The following is a 22,228-nucleotide window of genomic DNA, read 5'->3' as shown; positions in this document are numbered from 1 at the left end:
GTCCACACGGGGGGCTCGATTCGTCGCAGAGAGACCTCGTCAGTCTCCCGGCGGAACCATCGTAGGCGTCGAGCCTGACAGTGCGCTGTGAGGCACACCGGATGCTCCGCGCACGACGCCGGGCGCCCGCCGGAGCGGACGCCCGATGTGGTCGAAGTGGCGGTGCGACCGTCAGGACAGGCGCAGCAGTCCGTAGTCGAACGCGTGACGGCGGTAGACCACGGAAGGCCGGTCCGATTCCTTGTCGTGGAACAGGAAGAAGTCGTGGCCCACGAGCTCCATCTCGTACAGGGCGTCGTCGACGGTCATCGGCACGGCCGGATGCTCCTTGACGCGCACCACGGTGCCGGGGCCCTCGGTGGACTGTTCGTCGACGGCCGGCGCCTCCGCGACCGGAGCGGTGACGGCCTCCTCGACGAGCGCGGCGGTCGCCTCGGCCACCGACACGGGCCGCTTCTCTCCGTAGTGGACCTTGCGGCGGTCCTTCGTACGTCGGAGCCGGCTCTCGAGCTTGGTGGTCGCGGACTCGAGGGCGGCGTAGAAACTGTCCGCGCAGGCCTCGGCACGCGCGACGGGTCCCTTGCCCCGCACGGTGATCTCGACCCGCTGGCAACTCTTGGACTGCCGACGGTTGCGTTCGTGGAACAGCTCGACGTCGAACAGGTGGATGGTGGGATCGAAGCGCTCGAGGCGAGCGAGCTTCTCGGAGACGTACGTACGGAAGTGGTCGGGTATCTCGACGTTGCGACCCTTCACCACCACCTCGGCGGCGGGCTCGGCACTCGAGCTGTCGGCGGCCGGGGCGGCACTGGGTACATCGTCGAAGTAGACGGAATCCGCAGTGGTGTCGGTCGAGTCGAGGGCGGCGGAGTCGTTCTGCTCCGGGCCGTGGGCGTGAGCTTCGCGGGGATGCGCGTGCACCCGGTGGGTGCTCGTGTGTGCAGTCGTCACTGGTGACGTGGTCGTCATACGTACCTCCCGATAGAGGCCGCGCCGAGATCGCTTCTGGCGCAGCGGAAGAACGGTGACACCGGAGCGCGGACCGCCCGGCGCCTTCGGTGGTGAGGCATCACCTCCAGACCCGGTAGCGAGGATCGATCGTGGCCCTGACCGTAGTCGCTCCCCGGATGGTCTGCCACTGTTCACGGGATATTCACGGGACCTTTTCAGGCTCTCTTTCCGGCACCGGGACAGGCACTGTGACGGACCGACGACGTCAGCGCACGGCGGCGAGAACCAGCACCGCGTCCACACCGACACCGGACCGTCGCAGTGCTGCCACCGATTCCGCGGCGGTGGTCCCGGTGGTGACCACGTCGTCGACGAGCAGCACCGGTCCACGACCGATCGCGGCGACGCCCGCACTCCGGACGTGGACCCGCCCTCGCAGGTTGTCGGCACGCTCGCCGGCGGTGAGTCCGACGGAGTCGCGCACCCGCGCGTCCACTCTCAGCAGCGGCTCGACGAGAACGGGTTCCGCTGTGAGCACCCGCGCGACGTGGCGGCAGGTACGCAGGATCGGATCGCCACCGCGCACCCGTGCCGCGCGGCGTCGGGACGGGGCCGGGACGAGCACCAGTGGTGAGAGCTCGGGTGGATCGATCTCCCCGGCGTCACGCAGACGCGTCACGGCGGCGGCGAGGGCGACCCCGAGAGGTGCCGCGAGGTCCCGCCGACCGCGTTCCTTCATCGCCAGGATCGACGCACGGTGGGGGCCGGCGTACGGGCCGAGCGCCCAGCACGGCACACCCGGATCGACACGCGGACGCGCCGACAGCGGCGCCATGTCGAGCGCGGCGGCGCACGCGGGGCACCACGACGCGTCGACGCGCGCGCAGCCGCCGCACTCGCGCGGCAGGATCAGATCCATCAAGGTCGTCGGCACCGGCACACTGTGCCGCAGGCCTCCGACAGGTGTCCGTTCCTCAGCCCGGCAGGACGGGGACGGACTTCGTACCGGTCAGACCCGGAACCTCGCGCCAGTACCGGTCGCTCGCCGGGTCGCTGTCGTCGATCTGGAAGACCGCGCGCGAATCGGCCACGTAGGTGCTCGACGCGGACGCGTCGACGGACACGACGGGAGCGGTCAGGTTGCGGCTCGGCAATCCGTCGAGGCGAGACCCGTCGACCGCCACCTGCACGATCGGGATGTCGGTGGCCGCTCGGGCCACGACCACCGTGTCGCCGGTGCTCCAGTCGAGGGACAGAGCCGCACTGGCCAGGCCGTTGGCCACCGCCTCGGGCTCCCGGAGAGCGTACGTACCGTCGGCGCGACGAACCACCACCGCGACGTAGACGGCCCCGTCCACGATCAGGGCGGCGCGCACCCCGTCGCGGGAGAGGCGCAGCTCGGTGATCTGGCCACCCAACTCGGCGATGTCGGCGGAGTCCACGTCCGCCACCGACACCTGGCCGGTGGCCGGATCGCGCACCGCACGCTTGACGACGCTGCCGTCCAGCACCGCCCACACGGCATCGCGGTCCGGGCCCCAGGTGGGCCTGGTGATCGATCCGCCCTCCGCGACCGGGAAGGCGTTCCCGCCGTACGACCCGACGAGAAGGGCGTCGGGCGGCTGCGGTGCGGCTCGGCCGGTGTCCGACACCGCCGCGACGAGCGTTCCGTCACTGGACAACGAGATGGACCGCATGTTGTTCACGGTGCCGAAATAGCCGGGAACCGGTGTCACGCCATCGGTTCCGATGCGCACCAGTCCACCGTTGCGCAGCGCGTGCAGGCCCACGTCGGCACCCGTCACCGCAAGCGGGTCGAATTCCGCGACCTCGGCGGTGGTCCAGCCGTCCGGGTAGTTCGGGTCCAGCGGTGCGCCGTCCGAGAGAAGAACGTACGGCCCCGACACCTCTGCCTCGGCCAAGGTCCAGATGATCTGCGCCGCAAGCAGTTCACGGGTCGCGCGATCGAGCGCCCCGGCGCCGCGGAAGTCGATGCGGACTCCGCCGAGACCGATGCCGACGGCCGAGGTACGACCGTCTGCCTTCGTGATGGGCCCGGCCGTGGTGACCCCGTTGAACACGTTGCGCACCGCCGGTTCCAGCGACAGTCGCGGACCGGCCTGAAGCAAGGCGGTGAGGGTCTCGGTCATGCGATCCTGCGTGGTGTTCACCCAACGCTGATCGGGCACCAGTTCGGTGCCGGTGGGGTCGACGAAGTACAGCGACTTGCGCTGGTACGAGGTCAGGAACTGGGTCCGGTCCATGACGACTCCGGAGGGCAGCTCGTCGATCCGCCACTCGCCGTCCTCGCGCGCGAGTGTCACCTGCGTCTCGAACGATCCCTGCTCGGCGCGGTACTGCCCACCCTGATCGAGCTGCCCCACCCGGTTGGCTCGGATGGTGTACTGCGCGGCGTCACTCGACCGGGAGTCCTCGAGAACGTCCACCTTGTCCACGACGATGACGCTGGCGCCGTCGTTCCACTCCGAGGCGGCGTTCGCCGTGAGGAACTGACGCGCGCCCGCGTGGTCGTCCGCCGGATCGGTGCTGGCCTTGACGAAGTCGCGGACCAGAAGGTTGGGTTCGCGACCCGAGGCGGGCACGGGCAGCTCCTGCTCGATCGGGCCACGCGCGACGGTGCCGATGGCCTGCGGCGCGGAGGACGCGGGCAGCGACGCGCATCCGGACGCGACGAGCGCGAGCGCGACGACGGCGGCCACGAGGCCGGCTCTCCGCCGGGGCACGGTGCGTTCTCTCACGGTCGCTGCTCCCCCGCTGCGGCGCCGACACTCGTCGGACGCGCTGCCGGAAGGGGCTGTCCCTGTGCGTACCTGCGGCCGACGGGGCGCAGCGGCAGCGGGCTGGACACCACCTTGCGACCGCGCACACGCGGCAGCGTGAAGCGGAACCAGGCGCCCTGCCCGGGTTCGCCCCAGGCCTCGAGCTTGCCGTCGTGCAGGCGAGCGTCCTCGAGACTGATGGCCAGCCCGAGACCCGTTCCACCCGAGCGCCGCACGCGGGAGGGATCCGATCGCCAGAAACGGTTGAACACGAGCTTCTCCTCGCCGGGGCGCAGGCCCACACCCTGGTCGCGCACGACGAAGGCGGCGGCGTCGTCGTCCGCGCGCAGGCGCAGCAGGACGGGCTTGCCCTCCCCGTGATCGAGGGCGTTCGCCAGCAGATTGCGCAGCACGCGTTCGACACGGCGTGGATCCACCTCGGCGTTGACCGGCTCGTCCGGCATGTCGACGATCAGCTCGGTGCCGGTCTCGCGGGCGAGGTGCCGCACGGTGGACACCGCGGCGCGAGCACACATGCGGAGATCGAGTTGCTCGGACGCCAGTTCGGCGACGCCCGCATCGTGGCGGGAGATCTCGAGCAGATCGTTGAGCAGTGTCTCGAAACGGTCCAGCTCGGCGACCAGCAACTCGGACGAGCGCTTGAGCAGCGGATCGAGACTCTCACTGGCGTCGTGGATGAGCTCGGCGGCCATCCGGACCGTGGTGAGCGGCGTCCGCAGCTCGTGCGAGACGTCGGACGTGAACTGGCGCTGCAGGTTTCCGAACTCCTCGAGCTGGGTGATCTGTTTCGACAGGCTCTCGGCCATCTCGTTGAAGGACATGGCGAGACGGGCGATGTCGTCCTCGCCGCGTACCGGCATCCGCTCCTTGAGTCGGCCGTCCGCGAAGCGCACCGCGATGCGCGACGCCGACCTGATGGGCACCACGACCTGCCGGGCGACGAGCATCGAGATGGCCGCGAGCAGCACCAACAGGACCGCGCCGCCGATCAACAGGGTTCCGCGGACGAGGGCGAGGCTGCGATCCTCACCCGCGAGCGGGAACACCAGGTACAGCTCGAGGGTCGAGAGGTCGGACGCGGTCGGACTGCCGACGATGAGAGCAGGACCCGAGTAACCGTCCGGTTCCGTGACGGTCGCGTACTGGTAGCTCACCTGACCGGCCTGCACGAACGAACGCAGGGTCTGCGGGATCTGGTCGGCGGGGCCGGTGAACAACTCGTCGCGAGCGCCGTCGCCCGGAACGATGAGCACAGGATCGAACGTGCCGGCCGACGTGCTGTCCGCGCCGCTCTCCGTGTCCCGACTCGTCAGACCGGACCGGGCGAGCTCCAACCGGTTCGAGATCGAGGTCGAGTCGTCGCCCGCCAACTGGCTCTCGACGGACGAGCGCGCACGGTCCAACTCCTTCGTGGCGGCATCGATCTTGGTGTCGAGGAGGCGATCCGTGATCTGGCTGGTGAGCACGACACCGAGGATCGTGATGACGATGAGCGACAGCGTCAGTGTCGACACGACGACGCGCAGCTGCAACGACCGACGCCAGGCGTGGCCGGCGGCAGCCCACAGAGAGCGGGACCGTCGCACCAGAGGCGAGAAGGTTCCGTTGATGCGTCGGCGGGAGCGGGACGAGAAGATCACCGACCGTCCCGCGACCGATCGGCTCCGATCACGGCGGGCCCGCCTTGTACCCGACACCGCGCACTGTGAGAACCACCTCGGGGTTCTCCGGGTCCGTCTCCACCTTGGCGCGCAGCCGCTGGACGTGGACGTTCACCAGGCGGGTGTCGGCGGCGTGCCGGTATCCCCACACCTGTTCGAGCAGCACCTCACGAGTGAAGACCTGGCGAGGCTTGCGGGCCAGCGCCACCAGCAGGTCGAACTCGAGCGGCGTCAGGGAGATGAGCGAGCCGTCGCGGGTGACCTTGTGCGCCGGAACGTCGATGACGACGTCGCCGATCGACAGGAGCTCGGCCGGCTCCTCCTCGGTACGTCGCAGCCGCGCGCGGACGCGGGCCACCAGCTCCTTCGGCTTGAAGGGCTTCATGATGTAGTCGTCGGCGCCGGACTCGAGTCCGAGCACGACGTCGACCGTGTCGGTCTTGGCCGTGAGCATCACGATGGGCACGCCGGAGTCGGCGCGCAGAACGCGGCAGACGTCGATACCGTTCATCCCGGGCAGCATCAGGTCGAGCAGCACCAGATCCGGTCGGTTCTCCCGGACGGCGGACAGTGCCTGGGTGCCGTCTCCCACCACGAACGGCTCGAATCCCTCACCGCGCAAGACGATGGTGAGCATCTCGGCAAGAGCCGTATCGTCGTCGACGACCAGAATTCGTGGCTTCATGGCGACTATCGTGTCATCCCGTCGTACTCCGCAGTCTGATTGAGAAGTTCGGCGGCGAGTCTCGTCACGTCGATCTGCTCGCCGTCCGCCTGCGCGCCGTTCACGACGAACCACGGCGACATCCACGACGCCGCAGCGAGCCCCGCGTAGACCGCCGCGGTGCGGGCCTGGAGACCGCCGTCACGCTCGTACGCGTCGCGGGCGCGGGACGGATCCTCCTGCTCGCGGCCGCGCGCACGCTGCTCCGCGACCTCGACCGGAACGTCGAGAAGGATCTGGGCCGAGGGGCGCGGCAGGACGAGGCGGTCGAACTCGAGCGCACGCACCCACTCGACCATCTCGCCGTCCGCGTCCTGATGCACGCGCGCGGCCGAGTACGCCGCGTTGGACGCGACGTACCGGTCGAGCAGAACGACGTCGTGCCGGTACAGCATCCGACGAAGGTCGGACACCGCACCGGCACGATCGAGAGCGAACAGCACGGCCATCGAGTTCACACCCGCGGCCAGATCGCCGTGCTCGCCTGCCAATGCCTCGGCGGCGAGATCGGCGTGGATCGATTCCCCGTAGCGGGGGAAGCCGACGCGGACGGCGTCCACGCCGGCGGCCTCCCATGCGTGCGTGAGGCGGGACGAGAGCGTGAACTTGCCCGCTCCGTCGACGCCCTCGATCGCGACGAGAGTGCCCATCGACTCCGCTCCTGCCTCTCGACGCCTACGAGACCGAGTGTCAGTATCGGTAGTGCTCGGGCTTGTACGGGCCCTCGACGTCGACACCGATGTACTCGGCCTGCTCCTTGCTCAGCTTGGTCAGCGTGCCACCGAGGGCCTCGACGTGGATCTTGGCGACCTTCTCGTCGAGGTGCTTCGGGAGGCGGTAGACCTCGTTGTCGTACTCGTCCGGCTTCGTCCACAGCTCGATCTGCGCGATGACCTGGTTGGAGAAGCTGTTGCTCATGACGAACGACGGGTGGCCGGTGGCGTTGCCGAGGTTCAGCAGACGGCCCTCCGAGAGGACGACGATCGACTTGCCGCTGGAGAAGATCCACTGATCGACCTGCGGCTTGATGTTGATGCGCGTCGATCCGGACCGCTCGAGGCCGGCCATGTCGATCTCGTTGTCGAAGTGGCCGATGTTGCCCAGGATGGCCTTGTCCTTCATCGACCGCATGTGGTCGAGCGTGATGATGTCCTTGTTACCCGTCGCGGTGATGACGATGTCGGCCTTGCCGATCGCCTCGTCCACCGTGACGACGTCGAACCCGTCCATGAGTGCCTGGAGGGCATTGATCGGGTCGACCTCGGTGACCTGGACGCGGGCGCCCTGGCCGGCCAGCGACTCGGCGCTGCCCTTGCCCACGTCGCCGTAACCGCAGATGAGGACCTTCTTGCCGCCGATCAGCACATCGGTGCCGCGGTTGATGCCGTCGATCAGCGAGTGGCGGGTGCCGTAGGTGTTGTCGAACTTGCTCTTGGTGACCGAGTCGTTGACGTTGATCGCCGGGAAGGTCAACTCGCCGGCAGCGGCGAACTGGTACAGGCGCAGCACGCCGGTGGTGGTCTCCTCGGTGACGCCCTTGACCGACTCGGCGATGCTCGTCCACTTGGTGGCGTCCTGCGCGAGCGAAGCACGGAGCAGTCCCAGGAAGACCTTGTACTCGTCGGAGTCGCGGTCCTCGTCGACGGGGGGCACGACGCCGGCCTTCTCGAACTGCGCACCGCGCAGCACCAGCATCGTGGCGTCTCCGCCGTCGTCGAGAATCATGTTGGCGTGGCGGGGGGTGCCGTCCTCGGCCACCGGCCAGGTCAGCATCTTCTCCGCGGCCCACCAGTACTCGGCCAGCGACTCACCCTTCCAGGCGAACACCGGGATTCCCTGCGGGTCCTCGGGCGTGCCGTGCGGTCCGACGACGATCGCGGCGGCCGCGTGGTCCTGGGTGGAGAAGATGTTGCACGACGCCCACCGCACCTCGGCGCCGAGCGAGACCAGCGTCTCGATCAGGACGGCGGTCTGGACCGTCATGTGCAGCGACCCGGAAACCCGTGCGCCCTTCAGCGGCTGCACGTCGGCGTACTCGCGACGCAGGGACATGAGGCCGGGCATCTCGTGCTCCGCGAGCCCGATCTCCTTGCGGCCGTACTCAGCCAGCGAGAGATCCGCGACCTTGAACTCGATGCCACCGCGGATGTCCGCCTGCAGCGCCTCGGTGCTCGAAATGTCGGGCGATGTCGATGTCGTCATTGTGTGATGCCACTCCTGTCGGCTGATGATCGGCTTCCAGGCTATCGGCTCACCGCCGCCCGCGGGTGGGTCGGGGCCACGACGTGTCCGGTTCCGGCGTCTCGCGCCGACGGGTCAGGCGGCTGCGACGCGTTCGGGAACGGTCGCCCAGCGCCGTTCCAGTCGAGCACGGGCGCTCGGCTGCAGGTTCGCGCGAGTGACGTCGCCGTCGTAGTGCGCGACGACCTTGGGGTCCATCAGTCGACGCCACAGGGGCGGGACGGCCGCGAGGACGACCATCGTCGCGTAGCCGGCCGGCAGCTGCGGTGCCTCGTCGAAGGTGCGCAACGTCTGGAATCGCCGACCGGGATTCGCATGATGGTCGCTGTGCCGCTGCAGGTGGTACAGGAAGATGTTCGTGACGATGCGGTCGCTGTTCCAACTGTGGCGCGGCGCGCATCGCTCGTACCGACCCGCGGGTGTGCGCGCCCGGAGCAGGCCGTAGTGCTCGATGTAGTTGACCGACTCGAGGGTCATCACTCCGACCACCGCCTGCAGCATCAGGAACGGGAGGATGCCGACGCCGAAGACGGCGACCAGGACACCGAAGAGCGCAGCGGACATGGCCCAGGCGTTGAGAACGTTGTTGCGGACAGTCCACACGCCACTGCCCTTGCGCTCGAGACGCTGCTTCTCCAGTGTCCAGGCGGACACGACCGCGCCGCCGACGCTCCGGGGCAGGAAGCGATACAGGGACTCGCCCATGCGCGCACTGGCCGGATCGGCGGGCGTCGCGACGCGAGCGTGGTGACCGCGATTGTGTTCGACGTGGAAGTGGCCGTACAGGCTCTGCGCCAGAGCAATCTTGGCCAGCCAGCGCTCATTGGTCTCCACGCGGTGCCCGAGCTCGTGCGCCGCGTTGATTCCGATGCCCGCGACGAGACCGACGCTGACCGCGTAGCCGATCTTGTCGACGGCGGACAGGGTGCCGAAGGTGACGAGGTAGCAGGCGACGACGAGTCCGGCGTACTGCACCGGCAGGAACAGGAACGTGCACCACCGGTAGAAGCGGTCGTGTTGGAGATCCCGCACCTGTGCGTCGGACGGGTTGTTGCCGTCCTCCCCCGCCAGGGCATCGACCACCGGGATGACGAGGAAGAACAGCATCGCACCGCTCCACCAGAACACCGACACACCGGTGTGCAGGACCAGCTGGGACGGCAGCAGTGCGGACGCGGGCGCGAGCATCCCCAACAGCCAGAGCAGCTTCTTCGGGTCGTGCCACCGCCGCGCCATACGTCAACTCCTCGACATCGAGTGGATTCCGAGACGAACCAGTGTCCATCCCGGAAACAAACTTCCGGTCTCGATTGTGAGTCTAGAGCAAGTTCTGTGACGGTCCAGCGATCCTCGTGGTGAGAAGAGTTGGTCCTCGGGGCGAAATGTGGTGACTATTGAGGGTCATCCGCATGCTGCCGGGCGCCGAGCACCGAGTGGCGTCGGCTGTAACCGAAGTACACCGCGACACCGATCGCCATCCAGACGACGAATCGGAGCCACGTCTCCACCGACAGGTTCAACATCAACCACACGCAGGCCAGCACGGCGAGAATCGGAACCAGCGGAACCAGCGGGACGCGGAAACCACGCTTCAGGTCGGGGCGGGTGCGGCGCAGGACGACGACACCGATGGAGACCAGGACGAACGCGAAGAGCGTGCCGATGTTCACCATCTCCTCGAGCGTCCCGATGGGGAAGAACGCCGCGAGAAGACCGACCACGATGCCGACGAGCACGGTGATGCGCACCGGGGTGCCCCGGCTCCCCGTCTTCGCGAGGCGGCGCGGCATCAGACCGTCGCGCGACATCGCGAACAGCACACGCGACTGGCCCAGCATGAGAACCATGACGACTGTCGTGAGTCCTGCCAGCGCACCGAACGAGATGACCTTCGACGCCCAGGTGATGCCGTTCAGTTCGAACGCCGTGGCCAGGGTCGCGCCCTCGCCGCCGAGCTCGGTGTACTTCACCATTCCGGTCAGCACCAGCGTGACCGCGACGTACAGGATCGTCACGATCAGGAGCGAGCCCAGGATTCCTCGCGGCAGAGCCTTCTGCGGATCGGACGCCTCCTCGGCCGTGGTGGCGACCACATCGAACCCGATGAACGCGAAGAACACCAGGCTCGCGGCGGCCAGGAGTCCGTACCAACCGAAGTTGCTGCCCTCGGCGCCCGTGACGAAGGAGAACAGCGACTGGGTCAGGCCCGACTCCTTCTCGGCGGGGACGGCGGGCGGGATGTAGGGCGAGTAGTTCGCCGCCTTGATGTAGAACGCACCGACCACGACGATGAGCAGCACGACGCCCACCTTGATCGCTGTGATGACGAGGGACACGCGCGAGGAGATCTTCACGCCCGTCGCGAGGAGGACGGTGAGTACCGCGACGATGGCCAGCGCCCCCCAGTCGACATCGAGTCCGCCGATCGACACGACGGGCGACGCCGTACCGAGGACCTCGCCGAGATACAGGGACCAGCCCTTCGCCACGACGGCCGACGCGAGGGCGAACTCCAGAATGAGGTCCCAGCCGATGATCCAGGCGACGAACTCGCCGAAGGTCGCGTACGAGAACGTGTACGCGCTGCCCGCGACGGGCACCGTCGAGGCGAACTCGGCGTAGCAGAGCGCGGCGAGTCCGCAGGCGATCGCCGCGAACACGAAGGCGAGTGAGACGGACGGGCCCGCGACGTTCCCCGCGGTACGTGCCGTCAGGGTGAAGATGCCGGCGCCGACGGCGACCGCGACACCGAAGACGGTGAGATCCCACGACGAGAGGCTCTTGCGGAGTTTCGTGTCCGGCTCGTCCGTGTCCCGCATCGACTGCTCGATGGACTTCGTTCTGCGCAGACCGGTGTTGCGCGAACCGGGTGCGTCCTTGCCGTCGATGGTCACCGTCGAAACTCCTCACGTCCTCCGAGCGACCGTCGACCGCCCGAGGTCATCGTCACACGAACTGCGAACTCGGCGGGACGTATCCGCCAGCGTGTCGGGACGCGTCAGTTACCGCCGACGCCCGCCACGAACACCCGAGCTGAGTCGGTGAGGGCACACAGGTGAGGGTCAGGATCGGACGCGGCGATCCAGACGGCACTTCCCCGCTCCACGACCAGGGTGGTCTCGCCGGACGCGACCTGCACCCTGCCCTCGACGCACACGACGATGCGCGGTGCGGCATCACCGTCGTGCGTGAGCGTCCACGGCGCAGCGTCGTCGGATGCTGCCGTCAACTCGACACCGACGAGTTCGAACTCCGGGGCCGGCGTGGGATACCGCACCACGTGCGGACGGCTGGTGTCGGCGACGAGGACCGGTGAGTCGAGCGGCTCGAAGTCGAGCACCCGCAACAGTTCCGGGACGTCGACGTGCTTGGGCGTGAGTCCCCCACGCAGCACGTTGTCCGAGTTGGCCATGATCTCCACCGCGGTTCCGCGCAGGTACGCGTGGAGATTTCCGGCGTCCAGGTACAGAGCCTCGCCCGGCTGAAGCGTGACCCGGTTGAGCAGCAACGCCGCCAGCACGCCCGCATCGCCGGGGTAGTACTCCCCCAGTTCCAGTGCGGTACGCAGTTCCGGCACGAAGGTGCGGTCCCCGGTCTGCTCGGCGCGTTCGAGGGCTCGGACGCACGCGTCCAGCACGGCCGGCAGCACGGAGTCCAGCGCGCGCTGCGGCAGCGTGATCCACGAGGTGAAGAGGGTACGCAGACCACTCGAATCCGGTTGCGCGGCAAGCATCTCGGTGTACGGACGCAGCTCCTGCGCGTCGAGCCGGCCGAACAACTCCACCGTCTCGGCGGGACTGCGGAACCCGGCCAGCGCGTCGAACTCCGTCAGAGCCACCACGAGCTCGGGCTTGTGGCTGGCGTCCTTGTAGTTCCGGACGGAGGCATCGAGGGGCACCCCCGCAGCGTTCTCGCGGCGGAAACCCTCGCGAGCCTGGTCCGAGGACGGATGAGCCTGCAGCGACAGGGGCTCCTCGGCCGCGAGGAACTTCAGGAGGAACGGCAACCGCGGGCCGTACTGCTCCACCACGCCTGTTCCGAGGAGTCCGGTCGGGTCCGAGTCGATGGCCTCGAGCAGCGACACCCGACCGCGCGGCGTCACGAGATGGGCGGGGTCGCCCGGATGGGCACCGAACCACATCTCCGCCTCGGGATGCCGGGTGGGTGCGGGCGCGCCGCGCAGTTCGGCGAGAGCCGTGCGCGAGCCCCACGCATACGACCGAGCTGTTCCGTCGAGGAGATTCACAGACCACCACCTGCCGTCGTCATCGCTGCGAACCCGGTCACGGCTGGGGTCACTCCCCGCCTCCCGAGCCCCGGAAGTTCGAGCCCCGGAAGTTCGAGCCCCGGAAGTTCGAGCCCTGCCCGTTCGAGAGTTGAAGGTAGGCCGCGGCGGCCTCGATCCGCACCGCGAGGACGAGCGCCCTGCGCAGCGACGCCCCGACCGGTGTCGTCGGACCGGGAGCCGGAGCCGGCGCGGGTGCCTCGGGATCCGTCCGCGGGACGCCGTCGTCGTCGGCGCGCACCACGTCGACCTCGCCCAGGACTGCCACCCGCCGCCGGACCAGACTGTCGTCGGGGTCGGTCGAGACGGTGAACACGCGGACGGGATCGGCCGGGGGCGGACCGTCGAGTTGGTCGTCGTGGAACAGCGGGTCGTAGTCGACACGGCCGCTGTCGGCGGAGTCCCCGCCGATGGCGCCGAGATCGTGGATCACACCGACGGCATCGGAGAGTTCGGCGGCTGCCGCCACGACGCCCGCCGCACGCAGCAGGGACGCGGCTCCGTGCCGGGCCACCTCCGTCGCCACCACGCCGTCACCGGTCATGAGGACCCGACGACCTGCCATCCGGGACGCCAGCCCCTTCGCGGGATTCTGGAACACCTCGACGGACGCATGGTGCCGCACGGCCTCCGCGTCGACCGCGTCGGCGACCGCGTCGAGGTCACCCACCGACGATGCCGTGTCCACCGAGGCGAGCACCGACGCCATGACCGCGACGTGCCGGGCGTAGGAGTTGCGATCGAGCACACGGACCCGCGGCGGGAAGGACACCACCCAGCCGGCACCGGCGTCCGCGACGGGGCCCTCGTCCGGTACCGCCACCACCACCTCCGCTCGCCGGCGGACTCCCGCGGCGACGGACTCCGCGACCGCCGGATCACCGGCGTCGTCGCCGGCCACGACCACGACGTCCAGGGGACCGACCCACGGCGGGGTCGCCGGAAGTGAGACGACCGGCACGCCGGCGGTCGGCGCGAGGACCGCAGCCACCAGTGCCGCCGCCCTCCGAGCGGGACCGGACGCGGCGACGAGCACGACGCTCCGGGGACGCAGACCGTCCAGCGGGGCCAACAGGCCCTCACGGACGGCGGACGCGGTCGCGCGGATCTGTGCGCCCGCGAGCGCGGCGGAGTGCAGTGCGCCCAACGAGTCCGCAGCCAGTATCGCGCTCGCATCGTCGAGATCGACGTACGCCGAAGGAGCAGTCATGGGCACCTCACCCGCCTCTCTCGTTCCGTATCCCCCACTATGACAGTCCGCAACCGTCAGGCGCGGACGATGCTCAGGATCTCCGTCGTCAGGCGGTCCACGTCCTCGGGGGTACGGGCCTCGACGTTGAGTCGGAGCAGGGGCTCGGTGTTCGAAGCACGCAGGTTGAACCACGCGCTGTTCCCGAGATCGACGGTCACACCGTCGAGTTCGTCAGTGGAGACGGTGCGATCGGCGAACGCCTCGACCACCGCGGCAGTGCGCTCGCGCGCATCGGCCACGGTCGAGTTGATCTCGCCCGACGCCGCGTACACCTCGTACTTGCGCATGAGCGCGGACAGCGGCTCGTCCTGCGTCCCGAGAGCGGCGAGCACGTGGAGCGCGGCGAGCATGCCCGAATCGGCACCCCAGAAATCGCGGAAGTAGTAGTGCGCCGAGTGCTCGCCACCGAACACCGCGCCGGTCTCGGCCATCAGGGCCTTGATGAACGAGTGACCGACCCGGGTACGCACGGCGGTACCGCCGAGTTGCTCCACCAACTCGGGCACCGACCGCGACGTGATGAGGTTGTGGATGATGGTCGAGGAGGGGTGCTTGCCCAGCTCCCGCTCGGCCACCAGCGCGGTGATCGCGGACGGTGAGACGGGCTCGCCGCGCTCGTCCACCACGAAGCAACGATCCGCGTCGCCGTCGAAGGCGAGGCCGATGTCCGCGCCGGTCTCGGTGACGAACCTCTGCAGATCGACGAGGTTCGCCGGCTCGAGCGGGTTCGCCTCGTGGTTGGGGAACGTGCCGTCGAGTTCGAAGAACAGGGGGTGCACGGTCACCGACGTCGGGTCGAGGACCGCGGGCACCGTGTGTCCACCCATGCCGTTGCCCGCGTCCACCGCGACGGACAGCGGACGGATGCCGCTGATGTCGACGAGTTCCCGCACGAACGTGGCGTAGTCCTCGAGCACGTCCTGCTCACTGGTCGTGCCCGGCGCACCGTCGAAGGACGGGACGCCGTCGATGATCTCGGCCGAGATGGTCGCGAGTCCCGAGTCCTGCCCGACCGGCTTGGCACCGGCCCGGCAGAGTTTGATCCCGTTGTACTTCGCCGGGTTGTGACTGGCGGTGAACATGGCACCGGGGCAGTCGAGCCGACCGGAGGCGAAGTAGAGCTGATCGGTCGACGCGAGACCGATGAGAACGACGTCGAGACCCTGCGAGGTCACCCCCCGCGCGAAGGCGGACGACAACGCGGGAGACGAGTCGCGCATGTCGTGCCCGACCACGACGCGCTGCGAGACGCCCTCGCCGCGTACGAGTCTCGCGAAGGCGGCTCCCACGTCGGCGACGAAGTCCTCGTCGATCTGCTCTCCGACGACACCGCGCACGTCGTACGCCTTGATGACGCTGTGAACCAGGTCAGCTGGTCGGGCCACTGCACACTCCTGCATCTGGGACGAACCGGACGGATCACGCGCGACGTCGAGTCGACGAGACCATGCTGGGAGCCTAGTGCCCGGAGGCGACACGCGAGCAGTCCTGCAGCCCTACGCTGCGCCGGAGAACCGTCGTTCAGCTGGTGGGGTCGGGCAGAACACGCAGATGTCCGCGTCGGCCCGTGCGTGTCGGCGCAGCGGCCGGTGTGTCGGTGGACGCTCGCGAGTCGGAGGAGGACGCCCGTCGACCGAACGACGGAGCGGGACGCTCACGCGCGCCGGCCTCGCGGACCGCCTCGGCGAGTGCCGTCAGGTCGTCGTCGTCCGGGCTGGACGTGGAGAACCCACCTTCGTACCGCACCATCTCCCACCCCTTGGGGGCGGTGATCGACGATCCGTGCACCTCGCACAGGTCCCACGAGTGAGGTTCGTCCACGGTGGCGAGGGGTCCGACGACTGCGGTCGAGTCGGAGTACACGTACGTCAACGTCGCAACGGCCGGCCTCTTGCATCCCGGTCGGCAGCATCCCCGCACAGCTCTCACAGCTCGAACCCTAGCGCGTGTCCTCCGGCGTACCCCGCAGGACACGGTCGTAGCATGGGCGCGTGTCGTTCACCGGATCCTCTCAGCCCCGCGGCCGCTCCGGCGGACGTCCCGGACGCGACCATCGACCATCGAGCTCGCGGGCCGCGGCACGGCGGGGGCGCGGAATGCGCGGCACTCTGTTCCCCGACACGGTGCCCGCTCGCAGATCTCGCGCCGAGAAGTTCGACGCGGCGGTACTGGACGCGTTCGCCGAGATCGACCGCAAGTGGCACGACCGGCTGACGAAGCTGGACATCGCCGTCGACGACGTGCCGAAGATCCGTGCGGTGGACCCGGAATCGGTGAACTGGCCACCCGAGGTCGTGGCCGAGGGACCGGTGCCGTTGTCGAGACTCGTTCCGGCGGGAGTGGACACGCGCGGAGCGACGACGCGGGCGCGGATCGTGCTGTTCCGTCGGCCCCTCGAGCGGAGAGCACACGACTCGCTGGAGCTGACGGACCTGGTGCACGATGTGTTGGTGGAACAGGTGGCGACCTACCTGGGGGTCACGCCCGAGGTGGTCGACCCCGACACCGAGGACGACTGAGGCCTCGGTGCCTGCAGCATTGCGACCACTGCGGTGACGCGACGCGTCAGATGATGCCGCGCTTGAGGCGGCGACGTTCGCGCTCGGACAGCCCACCCCAGATGCCGAAGCGCTCGTCGTGCGCCAAGGCGTACTCGAGGCAGTCGTCCTTCACCTCGCACCCGAGGCAGATGCGCTTGGCCTCGCGCGTCGAGCCGCCCTTCTCCGGGAAGAACGCCTCGGGATCGGTCTGGGCGCACAGAGCGCGCTCCTGCCACTGATCCTCGAGCGGATCCATATCGCCCGGCACCAGGCTCAGATGCAGTGCGGGAGCAGGCATTCCGAGAGTCGTGAGCGGCGGGTCGACGTCGTCGACCGAGACGTCCTCCGAGTCGATCCCGTCCACGGGATCCACCGGGGCGTCCTCCGTCACGGGATCCACCTCGAGTACGTCGTCGAGTTCCCCGACGGGGGACTCCTGTCGACCGAGGTCGTGGTGTTGTTCCGGCATCACGTCCGCCTCCTCACCTGTTCGAGCGCAGTTGTTGTCGGTCACTTGTGTCGATGATCGACCGCGAAGCCGGATCGAAGAGCGAATCCTCGTGCCACCATGGGACGTGACGCTGCTGTGGGCAGCGCGCGAACTCGTGTCGAATCATGGGAACACGTGTTCGAACGGTGGTTCGCTACAAGCGATTCCGCTGTTCGAACCGTTAATGACATGACTGTGATTAGACACGCCGCGGTGTGTCGCGGTCAAGCGGACCGCTCGATTTGCAATACCATCCGATCTCCGGTTTTCCCGGAAGGCGACACTTCCCCGGTGTTTCGCGTCGGACACGCCGTGGTTCGCGCCCACCGGCCCGATCGCGCCGACGGCGACCGCCTAGGGTCGAGGGTCATGAAGGTGACTGTGGTGGTGGGCGGCGTCGGTGGCGCGCGGTTCCTCCAGGGGGTACGAGAACTGCTGGGACCGGACGGCGACATCACGGCGGTCGTGAACGTCGGTGACGACGTCTGGATGCACGGTCTGCGCATCACACCCGACCTCGACACCTGCATGTACACGCTCGGCGACGGCATCGACACCGAGCGAGGGTGGGGTCGACGCGACGAGACCTGGAGCGTCAAGGAGGAACTCGCGGCCTACGGGGCCCACCCGGACTGGTTCGGGCTCGGCGACCGCGACATCGCGACGCACCTGATCCGGACGCGGATGCTGCGCACCGGGTACCCGCTCTCCGCGATCGTGGAGGCGCTGTGCGACAGGTGGTCTCCGGGTGTCCGCCTGCTGCCCGTCACGGACGACCGCAGCGAGACCCATGTGGTGATCACCCATCCCGACGACGGGACCGACAAGGCCGTTCACTTCCAGGAGTGGTGGGTGCGCCACCGTGCTGCTGTGACGACTCACAGTTTCGCGTACGTCGGAGCGGACAAGGCGACCCCGGCGAACGGCGTCGTCGAGGCGATCGAGACCGCGGACGCGGTACTGCTCGCACCGTCCAACCCGGTGGTCAGCATCGGCGCCGTCCTGGCGGTGCCCGGTATCCGCTCCGCACTGCGCACCACACCCGCGAAGGTCGTCGGGCTCTCCCCCGTCATCGACGGCAAGCCGTTGCGCGGCATGGCCGACGAGTGCCTGTCCGTCATCGGGGTGGAGACGACGGCCGAGGCCATCGGCCGCCACTACGGTGCTCGCTCGGCCGCCGGCATCCTCGATGCCTGGCTTATACACGAGACCGACACCGCCGACGTCCCCGGAGTGGACGTGCGTGCGGTCCCTCTGCTCATGACCGAACCCGCGGTGACCGCACGGATGGCGCGCGCCGCGCTCGAGGCAGCGGGCGTCCTGTGACCCGATCCGCCGGTCCGGGCGATCATGCACCGGGCGGTTCGATCGAGGTGATTCCCGTCGCGGGACTCCCCGAGTTCCGGCCGGGCGACGATCTGGTGACAGCAGTCGTCACGGCAGCACCGTGGCTCGCCGACGGCGACGTCCTGGTGGTCACGAGCAAGATCGTCTCCAAGGTCGAGGGGCGGCTCGTGACCGCACCGACGGACCCGGAGGCGCGAGATGCCCTGCGTCGCATCCTCGTCGAGCAGGAGGCCGTGCGCGTCCTCGCTCAACGGGGTCGCACGCTCATCACCGAGAACCGACTCGGGATCGTCCAGGCCGCGTCCGGCATCGACGGATCCAACGTGTCGACGGACGAGTTGGCGCTGCTCCCCGAGGATCCCGACGCGTCGGCGAGCGTGCTGCGCGACGGTGTACGCCGTTCACTGGGCGTGGACGTCGCCGTCGTCGTCACCGACACGATGGGCCGAGCCTGGCGGAACGGACAGACGGACAACGCGATCGGATCGGCAGGACTGCCCGTCCTGCACGCGTACGCCGGTGGTCGGGACGCGCAGGGTAACGAACTGATGGTCACGGAGGTCGCCCTGGCGGACGAACTCGCGTCCGCGGGAGATCTGGTCAAAGGCAAGCTCGGCTCGGTCCCGGTCGCCGTCGTCCGAGGGCTGCACTATGCGGACGACGGTTCCTCCGCACGGGATCTCGTGCGCCCCGGGGAGGACGATCTCTTCTGGTTGGGAACGCAGGAGGCGATGCGACGGGGCGCGCTCGGAGCGGTTCCCGCCCGGAGGTCGGTCCGCGAGTTCGACTCGACTCCGGTCGATCCCGCGATGGTCGAGGCCGCCGTGGCGGACGCGGTCACCGCACCGGCCCCCCATCACTCCCACCCGATGCGGTATGTCGCCGTCCGTACCCCGGCACTGCGCACCGCGCTGCTCGATGCGATGGCGGCTCGCTGGCGCGCGGACCTCGAACGCGACGGACGCAGCGAGGACTCGATCGAGGCACGTCTGGCCCGTGGTGATCTGCTGCGCACCGCGCCGGAACTGATTCTGGTGTTCGCGGTGCTCGACGACGCACACGACTATCCCGACGCGCAACGGCAGTCCGCGGAGACCGTCATGTTCACGGTCGCGGCGGGCGCGTCTGTGCAGGCCTTCCTGGTGTCCCTCGCGGCACGTGGCCTCGGCAGTTGCTGGGTGGGGTCGACCATCTTCGCCGCCGACACCGTGCGCGAGACGCTCGAACTGCCCGACGACTGGCACCCCGTCGGGGCCGTCGCTGTCGGACACCCGCTCACTCCCCCGTCGCCCCGCGCGCCGACGCCGCCCGGCTCCGCGTTCCGAGAACTGTGAGGAATCGTCCATGAGCGCCGAGAGCCTCCACGAGTCGGCGCGAGAGATGCTCCGTACCTGGTCCACCACCGACCCGCACGACGACTCGATGCGCCACACGATGCTGGCGTTTCTCGACAGCGCGCCGCGTGGCTGTCTCCGCGAGAACGTTGCCGGTCATGTCACCGCGTCGGCTCTGGTGCTCGATCAGGGTGGGTGCCACGTGCTCCTGACGCTGCACCCGCGGGTCGGACGATGGCTCCAACTGGGCGGACACTGCGAGGTCGACGACGACACCGTGCGCGACGCGGCACTGCGCGAGGCGCGTGAGGAGAGCGGGATCGACGACCTGCTTCTCGAGCCGGAACTGCTCTCGATCCACACGCACCCGATCACGTGTTCGCTCGGTGAGCCGACGCGCCATCTCGACCTGCGCTTCGTCGTGCGCGCCGCGGACGGTGCGCACATCGTCCGCAGCGCGGAGTCGAACGACCTGCGGTGGTGGCCCGTCGACGACCTCCCCGGCGGTGAGGCGGGCGCCGAACGAGACGCCCTGCGGGACATGATCTCCCGCGCGGCGGCTCGCTGATCCTTCGACGCCCCGGATTCTCGGGCGCCCCGGATTCTCAGACGTCGGTCGAGAACCGGACCCCGCCGTCGGGCAGCGTCACTCCGGGCCACACGCGAGCGCCGCGGAGCAGTTCGCACCGCGCGCCGATGTTGGCACCGTCGCCGATGACCGCGTCGCGCACGAGCGCCCGCGGACCGATGCGCGCACCGAACCCGAGGATCGATCGTTCGACCACCGCGCCGGCCTCGACCACGGCACCGTCGAAGAGGACGGCGCCGTCGAGACGCGCGCCCGCGCCCACCTCGGCACCGCGTCCGACGACAGTGCCGCCGATCAGCAGGGCGCCGGGCGCGACACCGGCGCCGGGATGGACCAGCGACTCGCCACGGGTCCCCGTCAGGGCCGGCGACGGTGCGATGCCGCGCACGAGGTCGGCCGAGCCCTTCACGAAGTCCTCCGGTGTCCCCATGTCGCGCCAGTAGGCGGCGTCGACGTGTCCGAAGACCCGCCTGCCCTCGGCCAACAGAGCGGGGAACACCTCGCGCTCGACGGACACCGGACGATCGGACGGGATCTTCTCGATGATCTCGCGCGTGAACACGTAGCAGCCGGCGTTGATCTGATCCGTCGGCGGATCCTGGGTCTTCTCCAGGAATGCGGTGACGCGTCCGGACTCGTCGGTGGGCACGCAGCCGAACGCGCGCGGGTCGCCGACGCGGACGAGGTGCAGCGTGACGTCGGCCTCGGTGGTGCGGTGGGTGTCGAGCACGCCGCGCAGATCGGTACCACCCAGCACGTCGCCGTTGAAGACCATGACGGTGTCGGCGCGGAGCCGGGGCAGGACGTTGCGGATGCCGCCGCCGGTGCCCATCGGCTCCTCCTCGAACACGTACTCGAGCTCGAGGCCGAGTGCGCTGCCGTCACCGAAGTGCTGCTCGAACACCTCCGACTTGAACGACGTGCCGAGCACGACGTGGTCGATCCCGGCGTCCTTGATGCGGGCCAGGAGATGGGTGAGGAACGGCAGACCTGCCGTGGGCAGCATCGGCTTGGGGGCGGAGAGCGTGAGCGGACGCAGTCGCGTGCCCTTTCCTCCGACCAGAACTACGGCATCGGTAGCCGGAGCAGTCATCGCGTATCGCCTTTCTCAGAAACTTCTCACGAGCTCGAACCTGACCCGACCGTGTCGTCGCGGCTCCGCAGTGCGGCAGTCACGACCACCCTCGACCGCAACGCCAACCCGGCGCGCAACGTCCACCGGAGAGGAGCTTGCCATCTCCGCGGGTGTCTATCAGCTTGGAAGCGGTAGGCGCTGCGGTGGTGCGCGGGCAGCATCGACTCCGGATGACGCCCCGCGGCATGGCCTTTGGCATGCGTCACCACGGCGGTGGGCACATAGATGTTGGTCCAGCCCGCCCGCCCGAGGCGATCTCCGAGATCGACGTCCTCCATGTACATGAAATACCGGGAGTCGAACCCGTCCACGGAGTCGAACGCGGCGCGGCGCAGCAACAGACACGAGCCGGACAGCCATCCGACCGAGCGCTCGCTGACCTCGTCGTTGTCCTGCCGGTAGCGCTGTGTCCACGGATTCGACGGCCACACCGACCCGAGCAGTGCGTGCAGCGACCCGGACGTGAGATCGGGCACCCGTCGAGCCGACGGGTAGCGGGAGCCGTCCGGTTCGAGGATCAGGGGCCCGAGCGACCCGGCTCTGGGGTGCCGTTCGGCAGCCGCGATCAGCTCGTCGATGGACCCGGGCCCGAACTGTACGTCCGGGTTGACGACCATGACGAACTCGGCGGCCGGATCCACTTCGGCGACAGCTCGATTGGCGGCGCCGCCGTAGCCGATGTTCGCACCGGTGCGCAGCAACCTGACATGGTCGTAGGCCGCCGCGGCCGCCTCGGGTGTGCCGTCCGTGGATCCGTTGTCCGCGAGAATCACCGACACCGGCCGCGTCGTCGCGCCCCGCAGGGACTCGAGGAATGCGTCGAGGTGCTCGCCGGGCGAATAGGTCACCGTCACGACGGCCAGGGGGGCACTCACGCC

The 22,228-nt window shown here is 69.0% G+C and carries 20 protein-coding genes; 4 read left to right on the top strand and 16 right to left on the bottom strand.

Features of this window, described 5'->3' with window-relative positions; translation table 11 throughout:
- Nucleotides 1–171: 171 nt before the first annotated feature.
- The 13 genes from hpf to HQ325_RS09540 form a co-directional block, all read right to left on the bottom strand.
- A complete protein-coding gene (gene hpf, locus HQ325_RS09600; RefSeq protein ID WP_308014358.1) occupies nucleotides 172–762 on the bottom strand; it encodes a ribosome hibernation-promoting factor, HPF/YfiA family in 591 nt (196 codons plus the stop codon).
- Nucleotides 763–1,216: 454 nt separating this feature from the next.
- On the bottom strand, nucleotides 1,217–1,870 hold the full coding sequence (locus HQ325_RS09595) for a ComF family protein (protein ID WP_222629159.1): 654 nt from the start codon (nucleotides 1,868–1,870) through the stop codon (nucleotides 1,217–1,219).
- A 55-nt stretch (nucleotides 1,871–1,925) separates the two neighbouring features.
- Nucleotides 1,926–3,710, bottom strand: coding sequence for an MtrAB system accessory lipoprotein LpqB (gene lpqB, locus HQ325_RS09590; protein WP_374107197.1), 1,785 nt, complete (start codon nucleotides 3,708–3,710; stop codon nucleotides 1,926–1,928).
- Nucleotides 3,707–5,392, bottom strand: a complete 1,686-nt coding sequence (mtrB, locus tag HQ325_RS09585; RefSeq protein WP_222628396.1) for an MtrAB system histidine kinase MtrB — start codon at nucleotides 5,390–5,392, stop codon at nucleotides 3,707–3,709. Before mtrB ends, lpqB begins: the two co-directional genes overlap by 4 nt.
- Nucleotides 5,393–5,420: 28 nt before the next feature.
- The gene (gene mtrA, locus HQ325_RS09580; RefSeq protein WP_027506869.1) at nucleotides 5,421–6,098 is read right to left on the bottom strand and encodes an MtrAB system response regulator MtrA; all 678 of its coding nucleotides are present in this window, start codon (nucleotides 6,096–6,098) and stop codon (nucleotides 5,421–5,423) included.
- Between the two features lie 5 nt (nucleotides 6,099–6,103).
- Nucleotides 6,104–6,787 carry a dTMP kinase gene (locus tag HQ325_RS09575; protein ID WP_222628394.1) on the bottom strand — a complete coding sequence of 228 codons (684 nt, stop codon included), beginning with the start codon at nucleotides 6,785–6,787 and terminating at the stop codon, nucleotides 6,104–6,106.
- Between the two features lie 40 nt (nucleotides 6,788–6,827).
- Entirely contained in the window at nucleotides 6,828–8,339 is a 1,512-nt protein-coding gene (gene ahcY, locus HQ325_RS09570) for an adenosylhomocysteinase (RefSeq protein ID WP_222628391.1), read from the bottom strand.
- Nucleotides 8,340–8,453: 114 nt separating this feature from the next.
- Nucleotides 8,454–9,614 (bottom strand): alkane 1-monooxygenase, encoded by a 1,161-nt coding sequence (locus HQ325_RS09565; protein WP_222628388.1) that lies wholly within the window; start codon nucleotides 9,612–9,614, stop codon nucleotides 8,454–8,456.
- A gap of 155 nt (nucleotides 9,615–9,769) precedes the next feature.
- The gene (locus HQ325_RS09560) at nucleotides 9,770–11,197 is read right to left on the bottom strand and encodes an amino acid permease (RefSeq protein WP_222629150.1); all 1,428 of its coding nucleotides are present in this window, start codon (nucleotides 11,195–11,197) and stop codon (nucleotides 9,770–9,772) included.
- Between the two features lie 179 nt (nucleotides 11,198–11,376).
- Nucleotides 11,377–12,624 (bottom strand): mannose-6-phosphate isomerase, class I, encoded by a 1,248-nt coding sequence (gene manA / locus HQ325_RS09555; RefSeq protein WP_222628384.1) that lies wholly within the window; start codon nucleotides 12,622–12,624, stop codon nucleotides 11,377–11,379.
- Nucleotides 12,625–12,673: 49 nt separating this feature from the next.
- A complete protein-coding gene (locus tag HQ325_RS09550) occupies nucleotides 12,674–13,873 on the bottom strand; it encodes a tobH protein (protein ID WP_222628381.1) in 1,200 nt (399 codons plus the stop codon).
- Nucleotides 13,874–13,929: 56 nt separating this feature from the next.
- Nucleotides 13,930–15,300 (bottom strand): phosphomannomutase/phosphoglucomutase, encoded by a 1,371-nt coding sequence (locus tag HQ325_RS09545; protein ID WP_222628378.1) that lies wholly within the window; start codon nucleotides 15,298–15,300, stop codon nucleotides 13,930–13,932.
- Between the two features lie 136 nt (nucleotides 15,301–15,436).
- Entirely contained in the window at nucleotides 15,437–15,844 is a 408-nt protein-coding gene (locus HQ325_RS09540; RefSeq protein ID WP_222628375.1) for a DUF3499 domain-containing protein, read from the bottom strand.
- Between the two features lie 167 nt (nucleotides 15,845–16,011).
- Here HQ325_RS09540 and HQ325_RS09535 point away from each other — a divergent pair, with 167 nt between their 5' ends.
- Nucleotides 16,012–16,434, top strand: a complete 423-nt coding sequence (locus HQ325_RS09535; RefSeq protein ID WP_051613606.1) for a metallopeptidase family protein — start codon at nucleotides 16,012–16,014, stop codon at nucleotides 16,432–16,434.
- 46 nt (nucleotides 16,435–16,480) lie between these two features.
- Here HQ325_RS09535 and HQ325_RS09530 read toward each other — a convergent pair whose 3' ends face one another.
- On the bottom strand, nucleotides 16,481–16,711 hold the full coding sequence (locus HQ325_RS09530; protein ID WP_197027846.1) for a WhiB family transcriptional regulator: 231 nt from the start codon (nucleotides 16,709–16,711) through the stop codon (nucleotides 16,481–16,483).
- Nucleotides 16,712–17,314: 603 nt separating this feature from the next.
- On the opposite strand from HQ325_RS09530, the gene cofD reads away from it, so the two are divergent.
- From cofD to HQ325_RS09515, 3 genes are read left to right on the top strand one after another with little or no spacing between them, the layout of a single operon-like run.
- A complete protein-coding gene (gene cofD / locus HQ325_RS09525) occupies nucleotides 17,315–18,271 on the top strand; it encodes a 2-phospho-L-lactate transferase (protein WP_222628372.1) in 957 nt (318 codons plus the stop codon).
- Complete coding sequence (locus tag HQ325_RS09520; RefSeq protein WP_222628368.1) at nucleotides 18,268–19,626, top strand: coenzyme F420-0:L-glutamate ligase; 1,359 nt, start codon at nucleotides 18,268–18,270, stop codon at nucleotides 19,624–19,626. Before cofD ends, HQ325_RS09520 begins: the two co-directional genes overlap by 4 nt.
- 10 nt (nucleotides 19,627–19,636) lie before the next feature.
- Nucleotides 19,637–20,194 carry an NUDIX hydrolase gene (locus HQ325_RS09515; RefSeq protein ID WP_222628365.1) on the top strand — a complete coding sequence of 186 codons (558 nt, stop codon included), beginning with the start codon at nucleotides 19,637–19,639 and terminating at the stop codon, nucleotides 20,192–20,194.
- Between the two features lie 37 nt (nucleotides 20,195–20,231).
- Here HQ325_RS09515 and HQ325_RS09510 read toward each other — a convergent pair whose 3' ends face one another.
- Together HQ325_RS09510 and HQ325_RS09505 are read right to left on the bottom strand one after the other, a co-directional pair.
- On the bottom strand, nucleotides 20,232–21,308 hold the full coding sequence (locus tag HQ325_RS09510; RefSeq protein WP_222628362.1) for a sugar phosphate nucleotidyltransferase: 1,077 nt from the start codon (nucleotides 21,306–21,308) through the stop codon (nucleotides 20,232–20,234).
- Between the two features lie 26 nt (nucleotides 21,309–21,334).
- Nucleotides 21,335–22,225 (bottom strand): glycosyltransferase family 2 protein, encoded by an 891-nt coding sequence (locus HQ325_RS09505; RefSeq protein ID WP_222628359.1) that lies wholly within the window; start codon nucleotides 22,223–22,225, stop codon nucleotides 21,335–21,337.
- Between the last annotated feature and the right edge of the window lie 3 nt (nucleotides 22,226–22,228).

Source organism: Rhodococcus sp. BP-349, from assembly GCF_019835845.1.
Classification (GTDB): Bacteria; Actinomycetota; Actinomycetes; order Mycobacteriales; family Mycobacteriaceae; genus Rhodococcoides.
Note: the sequence above shows the minus strand (reverse complement) of the source record. Positions and strands in the feature narration are given on the sequence as shown.

Coding starts and splice junctions, on each gene's coding strand:
- HQ325_RS09595 (WP_222629159.1), bottom strand. CDS start 1,870: ATGGATCTGATCCTGCCGCGCGAGTGCGGCGGCTGCGCGCGCGTCGAC.
- mtrA (WP_027506869.1), bottom strand. CDS start 6,098: ATGAAGCCACGAATTCTGGTCGTCGACGACGATACGGCTCTTGCCGAG.
- HQ325_RS09575 (WP_222628394.1), bottom strand. CDS start 6,787: ATGGGCACTCTCGTCGCGATCGAGGGCGTCGACGGAGCGGGCAAGTTC.
- ahcY (WP_222628391.1), bottom strand. CDS start 8,339: ATGACGACATCGACATCGCCCGACATTTCGAGCACCGAGGCGCTGCAG.
- HQ325_RS09565 (WP_222628388.1), bottom strand. CDS start 9,614: ATGGCGCGGCGGTGGCACGACCCGAAGAAGCTGCTCTGGCTGTTGGGG.
- HQ325_RS09560 (WP_222629150.1), bottom strand. CDS start 11,197: ATGCGGGACACGGACGAGCCGGACACGAAACTCCGCAAGAGCCTCTCG.
- HQ325_RS09550 (WP_222628381.1), bottom strand. CDS start 13,873: ATGACTGCTCCTTCGGCGTACGTCGATCTCGACGATGCGAGCGCGATA.
- HQ325_RS09535 (WP_051613606.1), top strand. CDS start 16,012: ATGCGCGGCACTCTGTTCCCCGACACGGTGCCCGCTCGCAGATCTCGC.
- HQ325_RS09530 (WP_197027846.1), bottom strand. CDS start 16,711: ATGGATCCGCTCGAGGATCAGTGGCAGGAGCGCGCTCTGTGCGCCCAG.
- cofD (WP_222628372.1), top strand. CDS start 17,315: ATGAAGGTGACTGTGGTGGTGGGCGGCGTCGGTGGCGCGCGGTTCCTC.
- HQ325_RS09515 (WP_222628365.1), top strand. CDS start 19,637: ATGAGCGCCGAGAGCCTCCACGAGTCGGCGCGAGAGATGCTCCGTACC.
- HQ325_RS09510 (WP_222628362.1), bottom strand. CDS start 21,308: ATGACTGCTCCGGCTACCGATGCCGTAGTTCTGGTCGGAGGAAAGGGC.